The sequence below is a fragment of the Paenibacillus sp. FSL K6-1318 genome, assembly GCF_037976905.1.
Taxonomy (GTDB): Bacteria; Bacillota; Bacilli; order Paenibacillales; family Paenibacillaceae; genus Paenibacillus; species Paenibacillus amylolyticus_A.
In genome coordinates this window covers 4,660,304-4,676,886 of record NZ_CP150270.1, presented here as the reverse complement: position 1 = coordinate 4,676,886, position 16,583 = coordinate 4,660,304, and the positions used below count along the sequence as shown (strand labels likewise).

15 protein-coding genes are annotated in these 16,583 nt (G+C 44.3%); 13 read left to right on the top strand and 2 right to left on the bottom strand.

Features of this window, described 5'->3' with window-relative positions:
- The first annotated feature begins 206 nt into the window (after positions 1-206).
- Positions 207-1,475, top strand: coding sequence for an extracellular solute-binding protein (locus NYE45_RS20695; RefSeq protein WP_340013804.1), 1,269 nt, complete (start codon positions 207-209; stop codon positions 1,473-1,475).
- A gap of 224 nt (positions 1,476-1,699) precedes the next feature.
- Here the strand turns inward: NYE45_RS20695 and NYE45_RS20690 are convergent, their stop codons facing one another.
- Together NYE45_RS20690 and NYE45_RS20685 are read right to left on the bottom strand one after the other, a co-directional pair.
- The gene (locus NYE45_RS20690) at positions 1,700-2,779 is read right to left on the bottom strand and encodes a hypothetical protein (protein ID WP_340013803.1); all 1,080 of its coding nucleotides are present in this window, start codon (positions 2,777-2,779) and stop codon (positions 1,700-1,702) included.
- Positions 2,780-2,962: 183 nt separating this feature from the next.
- Complete coding sequence (locus NYE45_RS20685) at positions 2,963-3,199, bottom strand: DUF2626 domain-containing protein (RefSeq protein WP_169481632.1); 237 nt, start codon at positions 3,197-3,199, stop codon at positions 2,963-2,965.
- A 315-nt stretch (positions 3,200-3,514) separates the two neighbouring features.
- Here NYE45_RS20685 and NYE45_RS20680 point away from each other — a divergent pair, with 315 nt between their 5' ends.
- The 12 genes from NYE45_RS20680 to NYE45_RS20625 all read left to right on the top strand — a co-directional run bounded on the left by NYE45_RS20680 (position 3,515) and on the right by NYE45_RS20625 (position 16,572).
- The gene (locus tag NYE45_RS20680; protein ID WP_017687282.1) at positions 3,515-4,165 is read left to right on the top strand and encodes an RsfA family transcriptional regulator; all 651 of its coding nucleotides are present in this window, start codon (positions 3,515-3,517) and stop codon (positions 4,163-4,165) included.
- Positions 4,166-4,315: 150 nt separating this feature from the next.
- Positions 4,316-5,275 carry a 2-dehydropantoate 2-reductase gene (locus NYE45_RS20675; protein WP_340013802.1) on the top strand — a complete coding sequence of 320 codons (960 nt, stop codon included), beginning with the start codon at positions 4,316-4,318 and terminating at the stop codon, positions 5,273-5,275.
- Positions 5,275-5,649, top strand: a complete 375-nt coding sequence (locus tag NYE45_RS20670) for a DUF3397 domain-containing protein (RefSeq protein ID WP_062835469.1) — start codon at positions 5,275-5,277, stop codon at positions 5,647-5,649. The genes NYE45_RS20675 and NYE45_RS20670 overlap by 1 nt, the downstream gene beginning before the upstream one ends.
- 153 nt (positions 5,650-5,802) lie before the next feature.
- Positions 5,803-7,500 carry a peptide ABC transporter substrate-binding protein gene (locus NYE45_RS20665; protein WP_340013801.1) on the top strand — a complete coding sequence of 566 codons (1,698 nt, stop codon included), beginning with the start codon at positions 5,803-5,805 and terminating at the stop codon, positions 7,498-7,500.
- A gap of 190 nt (positions 7,501-7,690) precedes the next feature.
- Entirely contained in the window at positions 7,691-8,623 is a 933-nt protein-coding gene (locus tag NYE45_RS20660; protein ID WP_062835467.1) for an ABC transporter permease, read from the top strand.
- A gap of 2 nt (positions 8,624-8,625) precedes the next feature.
- Positions 8,626-9,552, top strand: a complete 927-nt coding sequence (locus NYE45_RS20655) for an ABC transporter permease (RefSeq protein ID WP_340013800.1) — start codon at positions 8,626-8,628, stop codon at positions 9,550-9,552.
- A gap of 17 nt (positions 9,553-9,569) precedes the next feature.
- Entirely contained in the window at positions 9,570-11,339 is a 1,770-nt protein-coding gene (locus NYE45_RS20650; RefSeq protein ID WP_340013799.1) for an ABC transporter ATP-binding protein, read from the top strand.
- A 157-nt stretch (positions 11,340-11,496) separates the two neighbouring features.
- Complete coding sequence (bshC, locus tag NYE45_RS20645) at positions 11,497-13,128, top strand: bacillithiol biosynthesis cysteine-adding enzyme BshC (protein WP_340013798.1); 1,632 nt, start codon at positions 11,497-11,499, stop codon at positions 13,126-13,128.
- A 44-nt stretch (positions 13,129-13,172) separates the two neighbouring features.
- Positions 13,173-14,438, top strand: a complete 1,266-nt coding sequence (locus tag NYE45_RS20640) for an adenosylhomocysteinase (protein WP_062835463.1) — start codon at positions 13,173-13,175, stop codon at positions 14,436-14,438.
- 274 nt (positions 14,439-14,712) lie between these two features.
- Positions 14,713-15,150, top strand: a complete 438-nt coding sequence (gene mraZ, locus NYE45_RS20635) for a division/cell wall cluster transcriptional repressor MraZ (protein WP_017687291.1) — start codon at positions 14,713-14,715, stop codon at positions 15,148-15,150.
- 18 nt (positions 15,151-15,168) lie between these two features.
- Complete coding sequence (gene rsmH / locus NYE45_RS20630) at positions 15,169-16,119, top strand: 16S rRNA (cytosine(1402)-N(4))-methyltransferase RsmH (RefSeq protein WP_340013797.1); 951 nt, start codon at positions 15,169-15,171, stop codon at positions 16,117-16,119.
- Positions 16,120-16,146: 27 nt separating this feature from the next.
- On the top strand, positions 16,147-16,572 hold the full coding sequence (locus tag NYE45_RS20625) for a hypothetical protein (protein WP_076332335.1): 426 nt from the start codon (positions 16,147-16,149) through the stop codon (positions 16,570-16,572).
- The last annotated feature ends 11 nt before the right edge of the window (positions 16,573-16,583 follow it).

The window sequence follows — 16,583 nt, the reverse complement described above, 5'->3', positions numbered from 1 at the left end:
TTTCCCGGAAAATGTTGTTATTGAAGCCGGCTCTTGGAGCCGGCTTTTTGCTGAAAAAATAAGTAAGCGTTATTGCACAGAACTCGATATGCTCTTATTATGCAAAAATCCGAAAAAGTGTTTTTCGGCAGGGTAGGACAAGAGCACTACTTATTTGTTACAATAATTGCTGCAGGAAAAAACTAGGTGAACAAGGAGGGACGTTAATGAAGCGTAGACATCAGGTTGTTTTGTTCGCGGTATTGCTGCTTTCGTTAACGATCCTGTCTCCGAGTTTTGACTTCAGAGGTTCACAGCTCAATCAGGAACGTGACCAGGAAAAGGATGCCTTCCCGGGTTCTTCTTCGCGTAATGAAGATGCTCAAGCCCCGCTGGAGATAGTGGTCGCTATGTCGGATGAAGAGTTTCAAGCCTTTCAAAAGATAGCCAAAGAAGTTGCTGCTTCACAGTTAGTAGAGATTAATCTTCGGAATGAGAAGCCGGATACATATAAGCATGTTTTGGATCTTGAGTTTTCACTAGGAGAGAACGGGGATGTGGTTCTGCTTGATAGTGAGGAAGTGCAATACTATGCCAAAAAAGGGCATTTGTATCCATTGAACGGCACAACATTATCAAAGTCGCTTGGGGAAACCGTTGCCGAGCTGCGTGGGATGACGGAGTGGAATGGTTATCAATGGGGGATGCCTTTTGATTTTGACCCTTATATTCTAGCGGCACAATCTTCATTTCTGAAAAAAGCCGGTCTGGAGACGTTACCTCACAGTAAAGATCAGTGGACCAAACTCACTCAACAATCCATAGCGGAAGGAATGCCGTTAATTGGAATGAACATGAATGATATGTACGGGACGAGTGCGTGGTTGAATCATTTTGAACCGGGGATGGCACCTGATCTAGTTAAACGATCGCAAATTTCTTCGCAAACGGGTGATCTTGAGCAGGGAATTCAGTTAATGGACCAGCTTCAGCCCCATATTAAGGTCCAGTCTACCAATCCGGAGTTCTCTCCAACTGCTGACCAGAACGGAACCCCCATGGTTGTATCATTGTTATCGCAATTATTAAGTGCAGAGCAAGTGAGTACAGTTGATCAAGATTCTTTAGAGCGGATTTCTTTCGAAACTTTGGAAACTGTGAAGTCCAGAAGTCTTGTCATTACTGCAGGTTCGATTGAAGCAGAGGAAGCAAGCAGATGGATTGAAGGCATGACGTCTGCTACGACACAGTTGAAATGGTACCACCAGACTAATCGGTTGCCTGCGAAGCAACAGGAATTAGATTTGGAGTCTGAAAAGCTCGCTGGGCATTATGACATGACAAAGGGACAATCCTGGTTTTCAACCGAAGATGTCCCCGCTGTAACGGCCGAAAGGCACGCTGTGATAACCCATTTTCATAAAAAAGTGCAGCAATTCTTAAAGGGAGAAATCACGGCCAATCAATACGTAGATAGTATTAGAGCGACAAATTAACTTTAAGTTCATGTTCAAAAAGTCTGGTTTTCAGTACCGAGAAGATGGAATGAAGCTAGAAATGGAGTAGCGGAGCGTAGGAAAAACTACGTGAGCAACCACAATGTTTGCGAAGGAAACATACTTCGTAAGCCCGCGCTTATTTCGGCTGAATTTCATATTCGACGCTGATGATGCCACAAGGCATCCTTCGTAATCAAAAGTGGACTTTTTGAACAACCTCTTTAAAAAGATATAGCCAGTTTTACTTCCAGTACACCTTCACTTGTTGAAACATCGGTGGCTTTGACGAAGGACAGAATTTTCTGCGGATAGAAGCCAAGGTCAAACTCTCTTTCCAGCATTCGGCGAGTGGTGTCTGGTAATTCAAGCTGATTGAATACAAGTTTGTCCACATGAAAACGAATGGAATTTTGAGGTTCATTTTCTACCGTATAATGTCCTTCAATGCTTAATTGCAACTGATCCCGCTGACCGGAAGCTGTAATCTTATCCTGATTGAACTTAAAGGCAAAGTCTTCAAAGATGGAATTCTGAGAACGAAGAAACGCATTAAGCTCATCCTGGCCAATTCGAATTGTATACGTTGTTCCGGTTGTAGATATGCCTCCGTTTTGCTCTTGAATAAAGTCTGGAAGGTTCTGCATCGCAGATGCCAAAGCTTTAAAATATCGTTTCACCTCATAGATGCCGATGTTCTCCCAATAGAGAGTCAGTTCATCCATCAGTTTTTGAATCGCTGCCGCATCTCCGCTGGTGGCTATTTGGTCGTCCACTTCTTTTTGCAAGGCGACAACACGTTCTCGCTGGTTTTGAAGATTAGTCTTCATTTCAGATAATTCTGCTGTAGTCTGACGAATCTGAGTGGAAGTCTGTTGTAGGTCGTGATAACGGTCTTGATACTTGTCCAGCACAGCCTGATCCCGTCCTATGATAATCTGGTAATAATCATACAGTACAAACAGGTCTTTGAATGACCTGGCCCCCAGAACCGTCATGAGAAGACTGTCGCGTTCTCCCGTGTAGTAGGATCTAACTACAGCGCCGGCCCGATCTTGCTGAATATGTATCTGCTGTTCTTGTTCCTGAAGCTGGACGATTAATGTCTCGTATTGTTGAGCCAGCTGTTTCTGCCTTTCTGCGATGCGTTCGATTTCATGATCGATTTCAACGATGGATAGACTTTTTTGCAAGATTTCACGTGTATCCTCGGGTGAAGACTCTCCATAGGCATAGGTTGATGGTAGCTGTAGGAATACAATGATGCATAATATAAAGGCGGTAATGCCGTATTGACGTTTCACCGATCATTCTCCTTTCCACTTCTTAAATGACAATAGTACAGGCCTGTTGTCTTCCAGACAATATATGAAACAAATACGTGAAATATCCTTAGTGGTTACATAACACCACGAACAATCATTTAATCTGAACACAACAAAAAAGCAACCCGACTGATGCCGGATCACTTTGATGCTGCAGGTGGATTAGAGCGGCAACCCCATTTGGAATACGGTCCAGTAGCTGAACCCCGAGAATGTCACGATCATATAACCCCAGAAGAGCAATATGTACGTTCTTTCAGTGAATTTCAAGTATCCCAAAATGACAAAAAACGCAGTCTGCAGGAAAAAAAGCAAAGCCATTTCGACCAGATCTCCCGCAAAAGCCATCAGGCCAATCGCAAGCGTGAAGAACCCGAGTACCCGAAACATGCGTGCCACGGTAAATCCTCCTCTCCTAAGTGCGATCATAGATTGTCTACACAACATTATACCGGGAAAGGAAAAACGTGTAAACAAAATTGGATATGAAAGCGAATTCTTTTTTTGCCTTGTAGCAAGTAAAGAGGGAGTAGTTTTACATATGTTACGTATGAGCAAGGCTAAATGTGGAAATACATTTTAGTATGAAATCAATTCTATGAACTCTATGAGAGGCATAAGAATGAATGAAGCAGCTTTTATACCTAATTCACATACCGGGCTTCCGGTAATGCGGACGGTTATTTTAGGATGTTGTTAGGAGGGTATTATAGCATGACTGCAGTGAGACAGGATGCTTGGAGTACAGAGGACGATTTGATATTGGCTGAGGTTACTTTGCGTCATATTCGGGAAGGTAGTACACAACTGGCCGCTTTTGAAGAGGTAGGCGAAAAAATAGGCAGAACTTCTGCCGCATGCGGTTTTCGCTGGAACAGCTGTGTACGTAAAAAGTATGAGTCTGCCATCAGTAACGCCAAGGCACAACGGCAAAAACGCAGTTATCTCAGAAAGCAGCCGGCTATGCTGGGACCGCAGGTTGCAGCTCTGTCTACACTGGATACCGAAGAACATCTGTACAAATCAGATGGGATCTCGGACGATTCATTATCAATGGATGCAGTAATCCGCTTCCTGCGACAATGGAAAGGAACAGTGCAGGAGAGCAGTCGTCAGCTCAAGATGCTCGAGAAGGAGCTTCGGGAGAAAGAAGATGAATTGCTGGAACTGCGCTGCGAGAATGACCGTCTTTCCAAAGAAGTGAATGAGGTGCAGACGGATTACCGTGTGGTAAATGACGATTACAAAGCTTTGATTCAGATTATGGATCGGGCTCGCAGACTCGCATTTTTGTCTGAAGAAGAAGAGGAACTCAAAACACGTTTCAAGATGGATGCCAACGGGAACCTGGAACGAATTGAATAGCAAGAACAGGCCTTTGATTTGCGAAAGTCAGATATAAACCCGCCACACCTCCGTTACATAACGGCAGGTATGACGGGTTTTTAGTTTGGTGTTTTTGTTCTATTATAGATAAGAGAAGAGTAACTACTGAAGCGGAGAGGAGTGCATCATATGATTATTGACATTGTAGGAGCAGGGTCACTGGGTTTATTATATGGCGGAAAACTGCTGGCGGCAGGTAACCAGGTTCGATTTTGGACCAGAACACCCGCTCATGCAGAGCTACTAAGCCGTGATGGAGTAACGATCGTGGAGCGAGAAGGGAAGATACATATTCTTCCGGATCATATACAGGCAAAACCGATCAACGAGCTGTCGGACACATGGGAGCACGCTCCTGGAGAATGGTTGCTGCTCATGGTTAAGCAGACAAGCATTGACGATTTCATTCATGAGATTAGTCCGTTGAAGGATCATGTACTGAACATCGCGTGTTTTCAAAATGGGATGGGCCATCTGGAAAAATTACAAGCTGCTTTGCCGCAATCACTTCTATGTAGCGCGATTACAACAGAGGGTGCGAAGCGGGCCCAGTGTGAGGTCACTCGTGCGGGTACAGGTGAAACCAGACTGGGAAAACGTAATATACATATAGAAGCTCCTACCTCAATAGAGGTGAAGAGAACATTTACTCTATCGAAACTCCTGCAGAAGGCAGGATTTGACTGTACAGTGTCGAATGAAATCGATAAGCTGATATACAGAAAACTGTTGATCAACGCGGTCATTAACCCGCTTACGGCATTATGGCGAATTCCCAATGGTGAATTGATCACCAAGGAAGATCGCAAGAAGCTTATGCGCCAGTTATATGATGAAACATTGGTAATCTACTCAACCAGTGGAATAAGGCTAGATCAGGATATGTGGGAGCAACTGATCGATGTCTGTCGTTCCACAGCCACGAATACTTCCTCCATGCTTGCAGATGTTCTTCAAGGACGTGGCACAGAAGTCGGATCAATCAACGGACATATTGTAAGGATGGCACAAAAGTCAGGCCTTGCTGCACCTACACATGAAATACTGCTTCATCTGATTGAAGGAATGCAACCGGAAGGAGTGAGTTAATGGCACTTTTTATTGTATTGAGCATACTACCTTTTTTTCCGTTCTTTCTTGTGTATTGGGGAATGTACATTTGGAAAAAAGACAAACGCTCAGCATTGCGAATGGCAATGGATGTAACCACTTTTTTTCTCGTATTTTCAGTTTCAGCGTTATTCAACTTAACATTTGACTCGAATTTTGGTTTTTATCTGACATTAATACTCATACTAGTAGCACTTGGATTCATTGGGGGTGCGCAAAATCGACTAAAAGGGAAGGTCGATAGGGGTAGAATGTTCCGGGCCGTATGGCGCATGGCTTTCGTAATCATGAGTTTCGGGTATGTTTTGTTTACTTTATTTGGATTATTTAGATACTTCATGCAACAGATGTGAGGATACATAACGCAAAAGGGCTAAAAAATGTGTCGATTTTGTCGAAAACTGAAAAAAACATTACTTTCTGAAAAAGTAATGTAGATTTTTTTGACCGGTGGTTGTATAATCTATAAACATATAAACCATATCAATTTAGGGGGAACGTGTTAGATGAAAAGGAAAAGTCTATTAGTCCTTTTGACGCTGATTTTGGCGTTCGGTACCGTACTTGCAGCGTGCGGATCGAAAAACGAAGGCACAGGTAACACCGATACTGGTTCTGCAAACGAAGGAAATGGTCTTGCTAAAGATCAAATCCTGAAAATCAACCTGTCAGCTGAACCTCCTACGTTGGACCCGGCTCAAGCAAAAGACAGCCAAACCAACACAGTTCTGAAATTCTTGTATGAAGGTCTTGTACGCATCGATGCTGATGGTAAAGAACAACCAGGCGTAGCTACAGACTGGACAATCTCCGAAGATGGTTTGAAATATGTTTTCAACCTGAACCCGGAAGCTAAATGGAGCAACGGTGATGCAATCACTTCCGAAGACTTTGTTCGTTCTTGGGAACGTGCTTTGAAACCGGAAACAGCTTCTCCATATGCATACCAATTGTACTACATCAAAGGCGCTGAAGGTTACAACCTCAGCAAAGACGAAACATACACTGGTACTAAAATCACAGATTTCTCTCAAGTAGGTGTTAAAGCTACTGATGAGCACACTTTGGAAGTAACGTTGGAAAACCCAACACCTTACTTCTTGGGTCTGACAGCATTCTACACGTACTACCCAGTACACCCGTCTGCTGACACCAATGACAAATTCTTCACAGACTACAAAAACATGATCGTTAACGGACCATTTGTAATGGATTCATACGCTAAAGGTCAAAAAATTGTTGTGAAGAAAAACGATGGTTACCATGCAGCTTCTGACATTAAATTGACTCAAATCGATATGTCCCTGACTAACAGCAGTGCTTCCGAACTGCAAGCTTACAAATCAGGACAATTGGACTACACTGGTGCACCTAACGGTGAAATTCCATCCGACCAAATTCCTTCTGTAAAAGCGGAATTGCCGGACGAGTTCAAAGCTACTGGTATTGCAAGTACTTACTACTACCAGTTCAACGTAAATGAAGCTCCATTTAACAACGCTAAAATCCGTAAGGCTTTTGCAATGTCAATTGAGCGTCAACCAATCGTTGACAAAGTAACACAAGGTGGACAAATTCCAGCTTACGGCTTTGTACCTCCAGGTATCCGTGGTGAAAACGGCGAATTCCGTGATGAGCACAAAGACGATTACTTCACTGAAAATGTTGAAGAAGCTAAAGCATTGCTTGCCGAAGGTATGAAAGAAGAAGGTTACACAACATTGCCAGCAGTTACTTTGATCTACAACACTAGTGATAGTCACGCGAAAATCGCTTTGGCGATTGCTGATATGTGGAAGAAAAACCTTGGTGTTGACGTGAAAACGGAAAACCAAGAGTGGGGCGTATTCCTTGAGAACCGTCAAAACCAAAACTTCCAAGTTGCTCGTGCAGGCTGGTCTGCTGACTACAACGATCCATACAACTTCTTGGAAATGTGGACTACTGGAAACACAAACAATGATTCCAAATTCAGCAACGAACAGTATGACAAAGATGTTAAAGACACTGTAAAATCTGCTGATCCAGCTGCACGTATGGCTGCATTTGCTGACGCTGAGAAAATCCTGATTCAAGATGAAATGGGCGTAATGCCAATCTATTACTACACTAACGTATCTTTGACTAAGCCTTACCTGAAAGGCGTACAACTTGATTTCAGTGGAGCTATTGACTTCACTCGTGCATATCTGGAAGAGAAATAAGTTGTTCTGAAGTCTAATATGATTACTTCGGGATATATATGTGGAATTCCATATATATCCCGATTTTTTTGTATGTGCACCGATTTTCCTTATAATTCTTGAAATTTCCGATAAATGGATTGGACTTTATTTCTGTCTAATTCTACAATCGATTTGTATACAAAATATTGTTTGTGGAGGTGTGCAAGGGTTGGTTAAGTACGTTTTGAAAAAACTACTATTTATGCTGCTATCGCTTTTCATACTCGCATCGATGACTTTCTTCCTGATGAAGGCCATTCCTGGTGACCCTTTTACATCCGAGAAAAAAGTATCACCTGAGATCCGTGCACTCTTGGAAACCAAGTATGGACTGGACAAGCCGATGTATGAACAATACCTGAAGTATATGGGTGGAATTGTCAAAGGAGATTTCGGGGTATCAATGAAATATTTGAATCGCGATGTATCTAGTATGATTGCTGAGACATTCACCGCTTCACTGAAGCTTGGAATCTTTGCGATCATTATCTCCATTATTGTTGGTGTCTTGCTGGGTCTTCTGGCAGCTGTTTATCACCGCAAATTGATTGATGATGTCACAATGGTCATAGCTGTCATAGGTATTGCTGTTCCGAGCTTCTTGCTCGCATCATTACTACAGTATCTATTTGCTTTCAAATTGGGATGGTTCAACGTTATGGGCTTCGACGGACCGCTTGACTATGTACTCCCAGTTGCAGCATTGTCTGCATCACCAATTGCCTTTATCGCACGTTTGACGCGTTCCAGCATGCTTGAAGTTTTACATGCAGATTATATCAAAACAGCTAAAGCCAAAGGTTTGAAGTGGCCAGCTATTATGTTTAAACACGTTGTAAGAAACGGTATTCTACCGGTAGTAACTTATGTTGGTCCAATGACAGCGAATATCATCACAGGTTCCGTTGTAATTGAACAGATCTTTAACATCGGGGGAATTGGTAAAGTATTCGTAGAAAGTATCACAAACCGGGATTACACCATGATTATGGGAATCACGATTTTCTATGGTATTCTCCTCATGTTGGCACGTTTCCTGACAGATATTGCTTACGTGCTGATCGATCCTAGAATTAAGCTGGAAAGCCGGAAGGGGGCATAACGTTGTCTGGCACGAATAATAAAAAGAATGAAACGGCGAACACTAACCTGACTAGTCAGGCAGCGGTTAAACCGCAAGAAAGTGTTTCCCTCTTTAAAGATGCCATGTACAGACTTGCAACCAATAAGGCTGCTATGATAAGTCTGGGTGTATTGGTTCTTGTCGTGATTTTCTCTTTGATTGGTCCAACTTCTTTGTTTACAAGTTATAATTATTATTCAAATGATTTGATGAATGCCAATGCAGCGCCTAGTGCCGAGCATTGGTTCGGTACGGATGAACTCGGTCGTGATGTATGGACAAGAACATGGGTTGGTGCCCGTGTATCCCTTACAGTAGGTTTGGCAGCAGCTCTGATTGACCTTGTTATTGGTGTAATCTATGGTGCAATTATGGGTTACTATGGCGGACGTGTTGATGGTATCATGAACAAGTTCTCCGAAATCCTGTATTCCCTGCCTTACATGCTCGTTGTTATCTTGTTGCTGGTTGTATTGGAACCAAGTCTGACAACCATCATCATTGCCCTCACCATTACAGGCTGGATCAGCATGTCGTGGATTGTACGTGGTGAGATTATGCAACTCAAAAACAGAGACTTCATTCTCGCGGCTCGCTCCATGGGTGCAAGTACAGGACGTCAATTGTTCCGTCACTTGTTGCCAAATGCAGTTGGTCCGATTATCGTAACTTTGACATTGTCTATTCCTAACGCAATCTTTGCAGAGGCGTTTCTGAGCTTCCTCGGACTTGGTGTATCTGCACCGAGATCATCCCTGGGATCCATGATCAATGACGCACTCACAGGTTGGACGCTGTATCCTTGGCGGATGTGGTTCCCGGCAGGTCTGATGGTTCTGACTATGCTTGCATTTAACTTGCTCGGTGACGGTCTGCGCGACGCGCTCGATCCGAAATTACGTAAATAGAAATAGGAGGTGGGATTATGGAGCCGATTTTAACAGTCAAGGACTTGAGCGTGTCATTCTCAACGCGCTCTGGTGAATTTGATGCCGTTAAAAATGTGAGTTTTGAAATTGGCAAAGGAGAGACGCTGGGGATCGTAGGTGAATCCGGTAGTGGTAAGAGTGTTACCGCCCAAACCATCATGAAATTGATTCCCTCCCCGCCTTCGAAGGTCAAAAGCGGAGAAATTACTTTTCACGGGCAAGACCTGCTGAATAAGACAGACAAACAAATGGAAGCGATTCGTGGTAAAGATATCGGTATGATCTTCCAAGATCCAATGACTTCTTTGAATCCTACCATTAAAATTGGTAAACAAATTACCGAAGTATTGCGCAAGCATCAGAACATGTCCAAACAAGCGGCGGATAAAGCTGCTTTGGAAATGCTGGAACTTGTAGGTATCAAAAATGCGGCTGTTCGCATGAATCATTACCCTCACCAATTCTCTGGTGGTATGCGTCAGCGTGCCATGATCGCGATTGCGCTTGCTTGTCGTCCATCCCTTCTGATTGCGGATGAGCCGACAACTGCACTTGACGTTACAATCCAGGCTCAAATCCTGGATGTAATGAAAGACATGCAGCAAAAGCTTGGAACATCGATCATGCTGATTACGCATGACCTTGGTGTAGTAGCGGGTATGTGTGACCGTGTTGTTGTTATGAAAGAAGGCGAAGTTGTTGAAACAGGAACAACTGCTGAAATCTTTAGTAACCCTCAACATCCATATACGATTAAATTGCTGAATGCTTTGCCTCGTCTGGACGAGCCCAAAAAGGAAAAACCAACTCCGGCTGGTATTATCAAAGGCAGCAACAAGCCTCTGGTACAAGTGAAAAACTTGAAACAGTACTTTAATCTGGGTAAAGGTAACATTCTTAAAGCGGTTAATGACGTAAGCTTTGATATCTTTGAAGGAGAAACACTTGGCGTTGTAGGTGAGTCCGGCTGTGGTAAATCCACAACAGGTCGTACCATTTTGCGTCTTTATGAGCCAACGGGCGGAAGTGTTAACTTTAACGGAACAGATATCTACAAGTTGTCCCCGCGTAAAATGAAAGAAATGCGTAAAGATATGCAGATGATCTTCCAAGATCCATATGCATCCCTTAACCCGCGTTTCAACGTTATGGATATTATCGGAGAGTCCCTTGATATTCATGGTCTGGCTTCCAGCTCTAAAGAGCGTAAGAGACGAGTGGAAGAGTTGCTTGATCTGGTAGGTTTGAATCCAAGTCATGCCCTTCGTTATCCACATGAATTCTCTGGTGGTCAAAGACAACGGATCGGGATTGCGCGTGCACTTGCTGTAGACCCTAAATTCATCATCTGTGATGAGCCATTGTCTGCACTGGATGTATCCATTCAGGCTCAGGTCGTTAAATTGCTTGAAGAACTTCAGCAACGTCTCGGCTTGACATACCTGTTTATTGCGCATGACTTGTCCATGGTTAAACATATCAGTGACCGTGTAGCTGTAATGTACATGGGTAAAGTGGTTGAACTCGCAGAAAGTGAAGAACTGTATGCGAACCCTGTCCACCCTTATACCAAAACATTGCTCTCCGCGATCCCTGTGCCTGATCCGGAAGTGGAAGCGAACAAACGTCGCATCTTGCTGCCGGAAGAGCATATGAGCCCGATTCAAAATGGATCTGGCGGTCCTGCAAATGACCCGTACAACCTGGAAAATGCTCAATTGATTGAGGTTTCCAAAGGTCACTGGGTTGCAGAGCCTTACGTATAATAGAAATATTAAAGTGATATGCTATTATTGATGTATTATGTGCCGCCGACTCGTTCGGCGGTTTTTTTCGTATTTTAATGACTTTCTTTTGACGAAGCGGCCCTGAATTCGGTACAATCAAGAAAGGCTCTTTGAAGCAGAATAGGAGGCAGACCTCATGAACGGTATTACCGAGGCACTCCGCAGCGGATCAAGACTTGCAGAAGATTATATCTGTTCAAGAGATGCTGCGCGTGTCCTTTACGAGTATGACATTCGCTGGGAATCAGGACTTCAGACGCGTGCCGAGTGGTTGGACCAATCGGAAAACACACGTATTGATCGTCGTGACCTGGCAGAGTATTTACGTATATATAATAAACGGGTGAACGACCATGGAGAGGTTCATGCGTCCATCACACGTCTTGCAGAACAAGGCGCATTGGTGGTTACAGGAGGACAGCAGAGCGGTCTGCTCACCGGACCATTGTTCGTCATATACAAAGCTGCTAGCGTAGTGGCAGCTGCCCGTGAAGCCGAAGAAAGACTTCAACGCCCGGTAGTTCCAGTATTTTGGATCGCTGGTGAAGACCATGACTGGGATGAGGTTAACCATACCTACCTGCCTAATCACCAGGGAGACATGAAGAAAGTCAAGTTGCAGGGACGATTCGCAGGAAGGGATTCTGTGAGTAATGTTCATGTGGATACGGAACAGTGGATGAGTGTACTCGAGCAGGTGGAGCGTCTGTTACCTGATACGATACACAAACCAGGATTGATGAAATGCATTACTGAGATCCATCAATCCAGTTCGAATCTGAGTGATGCATTTGCCCGCATGATATCCGCTTTGTTTGCCAGCACTGGACTTATACTAATGGATGCATCAGATCCGGACTTGCGCAGATTGGAACGGCCCGTGTTTGAACAGCTAATCCGACGAAATGAATTGTTGCGTAACGCTTATGCACAAGGAGCTTCGTCGGTACAACAAGCAGGTTATGCTATGCCTGCCGAAGTGGCTGAGGATGGAGCCAATCTGTTCTATATCCATGAAGGCACACGTTTGCTTTTGATGCTTAAGGATGGCTTGTATGGTGATCGCAAAGGCCTGGTTTCCTTCACAGAGGAGCGTTTGCTTCAGGAACTGGAAGAGCATCCGGAGCGCTTCAGTAATAACGTATTGACTCGGCCATTAATGCAGGATTCGGTTCTGCCTGTAGCCGCTGTTATTTTGGGTCAAGGTGAAATTGCATATTGGGGTTTGACTCGCGAAGCATTCCACCAGTTTGGACTGCAAATGCCTATTTTATTGCCGCGGTTGTCCTTCACTATTATGGAAGATATTCATCACAAACATATGAAACAATATGGACTTTCTTTTCAGGATGTTCAATATCATATGGAAGACAAGAAGGAACAGTGGCTCGCTCAGCAGGAGACGTTCCAGGTAGATGAACAATTTGACAAGGTCCAGGAAGCGTTTTTGGATCTGTATGGTCCTTTGTTAGATGAAATTGCGGAGATTCATCCTGGGCTGGAACGAATTGGAGATACCAACTTGAGTAAAATTAACGAGCAAATGCAGTATCTCAAGCAGCAGACTCACAAAGCCATTGAAGATAAACATAATGTAAGTTTAAGGCATTGGGACGGCATTCAAAACTCTCTTTTCCCGGCGGGCAAACCGCAGGAACGAGTACATAATGCACTCTTTTACCTGAATCGTTATGGCACCGAGTGGATCGATGAACTGATTAAGGCTTCAAGCGAATTCCTTGGAGAGCACAAGGTTATTGCACTGTAGAGACCTTTATAATAGAAGAAACACATAAACGAGGAGGACGTGAAATGACTACACCTGCATTGCAAAACAGTATTGTTAAAGATATGGGACTCGCTTCAGAGGGTCATTTGAAAATTGATTGGGTAGAGGCGCACATGCCGGTATTGAACCGTATTCGTCGCCAGTTTGAACAGGATCTTCCTTTTAAAGGTTTGAAGGTTGCCATTTGTCTTCATCTGGAAGCAAAAACAGCTTACTTGGCAAAAGTGATCCAAGCCGGCGGCGCAGAAGTAACGATTACGCACAGCAACCCTTTGTCTACACAAGATGATGTCTGCGCTGCATTGGTAGAAGATGGCGTTACCGTATATGCGAAGTACAACCCGGAACCTGCGGAATTCAAATCACTGCAACTTCGTGCGCTTGAGGTGAAACCTGATCTCATTATTGATGATGGCGGAGACTTCGCAACTATTATTGCATCCGAGCGTCCTGATCTTGCAGCGACAATTCGCGGAGGAGCAGAAGAAACGACAACGGGCATTATTCGTTTGAAAGCATTGGCGAAAGAAGGCCAATTGAAATTCCCGATGGTGGCAGTTAATGACGCATACTGCAAATATCTGTTTGATAATCGTTATGGCACAGGTCAATCCGCATTTGACGGTATCATCCGTACAACCAATCTGGTTGTAGCAGGTAAGAATGTAGTCGTAGCCGGATATGGCTGGTGTGGTAAAGGTGTAGCGATGCGCGCCAAAGGTCTTGGAGCGAATGTGATCGTAACTGAGATTGATCCAATCAAAGCGGTGGAAGCACACATGGACGGATTCCGGGTCATGACGATGGTGGAAGCTGCCAAATTGGGCGATTTCTTTATCGCAGTTACAGGCAATAAGGATGTTATTACAGGTGAGCATTACGATGTGATGAAGGACGGAGCAATCCTGAGCAATGCAGGTCACTTTGATGTTGAAGTGAATAAACCTGAACTAGCTAAACGTTCGGAATCGATTCGTACAGTTCGCCGTAACATTGAGGAATATCGCTTCAAAGATGGTCGTAAAATGTACCTTCTTGCAGAAGGTCGTCTTGTAAACCTGGGTGCAGCAGATGGTCACCCGGCCGAAATCATGGATACAACGTTTGCTCTTCAAGCGCTTGGTCTGCGTTATGTAAGTGAGAATTATGAAAACTTGGGTAAAAACGTGGTTAACGTACCTTACGATATCGACCAACAGGTTGCCAGCTATAAACTTGAAAGCCTGAATATTGGCATTGACTCCTTGTCAGCAGAACAGGAAAAATACCTGGATAGCTGGAAATTTTAATCTTTATCCATTAATTACAAGCTGATGAAATGATTCAAAGGGTATAGAATGGTTTATTGATGATATGGCTCATGTGCGGGTAGACATACGATTGCCCGTTTACGGGAAACGTCTTTGATCCTGAGTGACAGGATCAAAGACGTTTTTTTTATGTTGAAAAATCAAAAAATCAAGTATTGCAAGAAGGGTTTTGATTTTTTTGTGCGAATCTATTATGCTTAGGTGGTGGAAAGTGGGGCAAAGTGGGAGAAACGGGTGAGGAGTGAGTGGGCCAATGTTTATGGGGGAGTTCCAACATAGCATTGATGATAAGGGTCGGGTTATCATTCCGGCTAAATTCCGCGAATCTCTGGGACCGTCTTTCGTTGTCACACGGGGTTTGGACCAGTGTCTTTTCGTGTACCCCATGGAGGAGTGGGGGGTCATGGAACAGAAGCTCAAAGCACTGCCATTGATGAAATCTGATGCACGTGCGTTTACCCGGTTTTTTTTCTCGGGTGCAACCGAATGTGAACTGGACAAACAGGGCAGGGTAAATCTGCCGGGCAATTTAAGAGAGTATGCCAAGCTGGACAAGGATTGTGTTGTTCTTGGCGTGTCGAACCGGGTGGAGATTTGGAGCAAAGGCATATGGGAGAGTTATTTCAATCAATCCGAAGAAGCATTCAACGACATTGCCGAAAAGCTGGTCGATTTTAATTTTGATTTATAAAGTCAGGAGGGGTGCAGGTTGTTTCACCACATAACCGTACTCAAAGAAGAGGCAACAGAGGGATTAAACATCAAGCAGGACGGTATATACGTGGACTGCACTTTAGGCGGTGGCGGACATAGCTCCGTGATTGCTTCCAAGCTCGGTCCAGGGGGACGTCTGATCGCACTTGATCAGGATGATTGGGCTTTGGATAATGCTCGCGAGAAGCTCGCTGCCTATGGAGAACGTGTAACATTGGTGAAAACCAATTTTAGAGATCTGGAACAGGTGCTCAAGGATCTGGATGTACCAATGAAGGATGGCTTACCACAGGTCGATGGTATCTTGTACGACTTGGGTGTGTCATCTCCGCAATTTGATGAAGGAGAACGTGGATTCAGCTACAATCACGATGCTCCGCTCGATATGCGAATGGACCAGGATGCAATGCTGACGGCCAAAGAGATTGTGAATGAATGGCCAGAAGAAGAGATTGCCCGAATTTTGTATCGCTATGGTGAAGAGAAGTTTTCCAGAAGAATTGCCCGTGTTATCGTCGGAAAACGAGCTCAGTCTACCATTGAGACCACGGGTGAACTAGTGGAACTGATCAAGGAAGGCATTCCGGCGGCAGCTCGCCGTACCGGTGGACATCCTGCCAAACGCAGCTTCCAGGCATTACGGATTGCCGTCAACGATGAGTTGGGTGCGTTTGAAGAAGGACTACATCAGGCTGTTCGTTGTCTGGCACCAGGAGGACGTGTATCTGTTATTACCTTCCACTCCCTTGAGGATCGGATATGTAAACAGATTTTAAGCAGTTATCTGGAGAAATGTACATGTCCACCCGATTTTCCGTTGTGTGTATGTGGGGGCAAGGGGTCCCTGCGTTTAATTAACAGAAAACCGCTGATTCCAACGGAAACGGAATTGGCTGAAAATTCACGTGCTCGTTCAGCCAAGCTGCGCGTAGCCGAGAAATTGTAGATCAAGAGTGGAGGAGAGAATCGGAGTATGGCATATACACGTGGTAATCTCGCCGTAAAAGAAAAAGCGTCCCAGGAACGTGTGACCCAGCAACGATACAAAGAAACCACCAAAGTGGTGACCCGTCGTACGGGTCTTCCGGCACGCGAGAAGATTTTGTATCTGATTACCCTGGTTGCAGTGATCCTTGTTGGAGGAGCCCTGATGTCTCGTTATGCTCATATCTATGATCTGAACAAGCAGGCACAGTCCACTATTTCGGATATCAAGGGGTATGAGAAGACGATTGCAGACCTGCAAGTGGAAAAAGAAACATTGAACAATCAGGTCATCGATAATGCAAAACAGCTTGGTTATGTTGAAGCTTCCGGTAAGGATGTCATTTTTGTACCTCGCTCCACAAGTACGAAATCAACAGGTGCTGAATCGTCCTCGAATACAAGCAGTAAGTAAAGAGGTGTTCC

What these genes read in the sequence shown, in the direction of transcription:
- NYE45_RS20670 (WP_062835469.1), top strand. Translation starts at nt 5,275, where the DNA reads ATGGCACTTTTTATTGTATTGAGCATACTACCTTTTTTTCCGTTCTTT.
- NYE45_RS20680 (WP_017687282.1), top strand. Translation starts at nt 3,515, where the DNA reads ATGACTGCAGTGAGACAGGATGCTTGGAGTACAGAGGACGATTTGATA.
- NYE45_RS20665 (WP_340013801.1), top strand. Translation starts at nt 5,803, where the DNA reads ATGAAAAGGAAAAGTCTATTAGTCCTTTTGACGCTGATTTTGGCGTTC.
- NYE45_RS20695 (WP_340013804.1), top strand. Translation starts at nt 207, where the DNA reads ATGAAGCGTAGACATCAGGTTGTTTTGTTCGCGGTATTGCTGCTTTCG.
- mraZ (WP_017687291.1), top strand. Translation starts at nt 14,713, where the DNA reads ATGTTTATGGGGGAGTTCCAACATAGCATTGATGATAAGGGTCGGGTT.
- bshC (WP_340013798.1), top strand. Translation starts at nt 11,497, where the DNA reads ATGAACGGTATTACCGAGGCACTCCGCAGCGGATCAAGACTTGCAGAA.
- NYE45_RS20625 (WP_076332335.1), top strand. Translation starts at nt 16,147, where the DNA reads ATGGCATATACACGTGGTAATCTCGCCGTAAAAGAAAAAGCGTCCCAG.
- NYE45_RS20675 (WP_340013802.1), top strand. Translation starts at nt 4,316, where the DNA reads ATGATTATTGACATTGTAGGAGCAGGGTCACTGGGTTTATTATATGGC.
- NYE45_RS20640 (WP_062835463.1), top strand. Translation starts at nt 13,173, where the DNA reads ATGACTACACCTGCATTGCAAAACAGTATTGTTAAAGATATGGGACTC.
- NYE45_RS20650 (WP_340013799.1), top strand. Translation starts at nt 9,570, where the DNA reads ATGGAGCCGATTTTAACAGTCAAGGACTTGAGCGTGTCATTCTCAACG.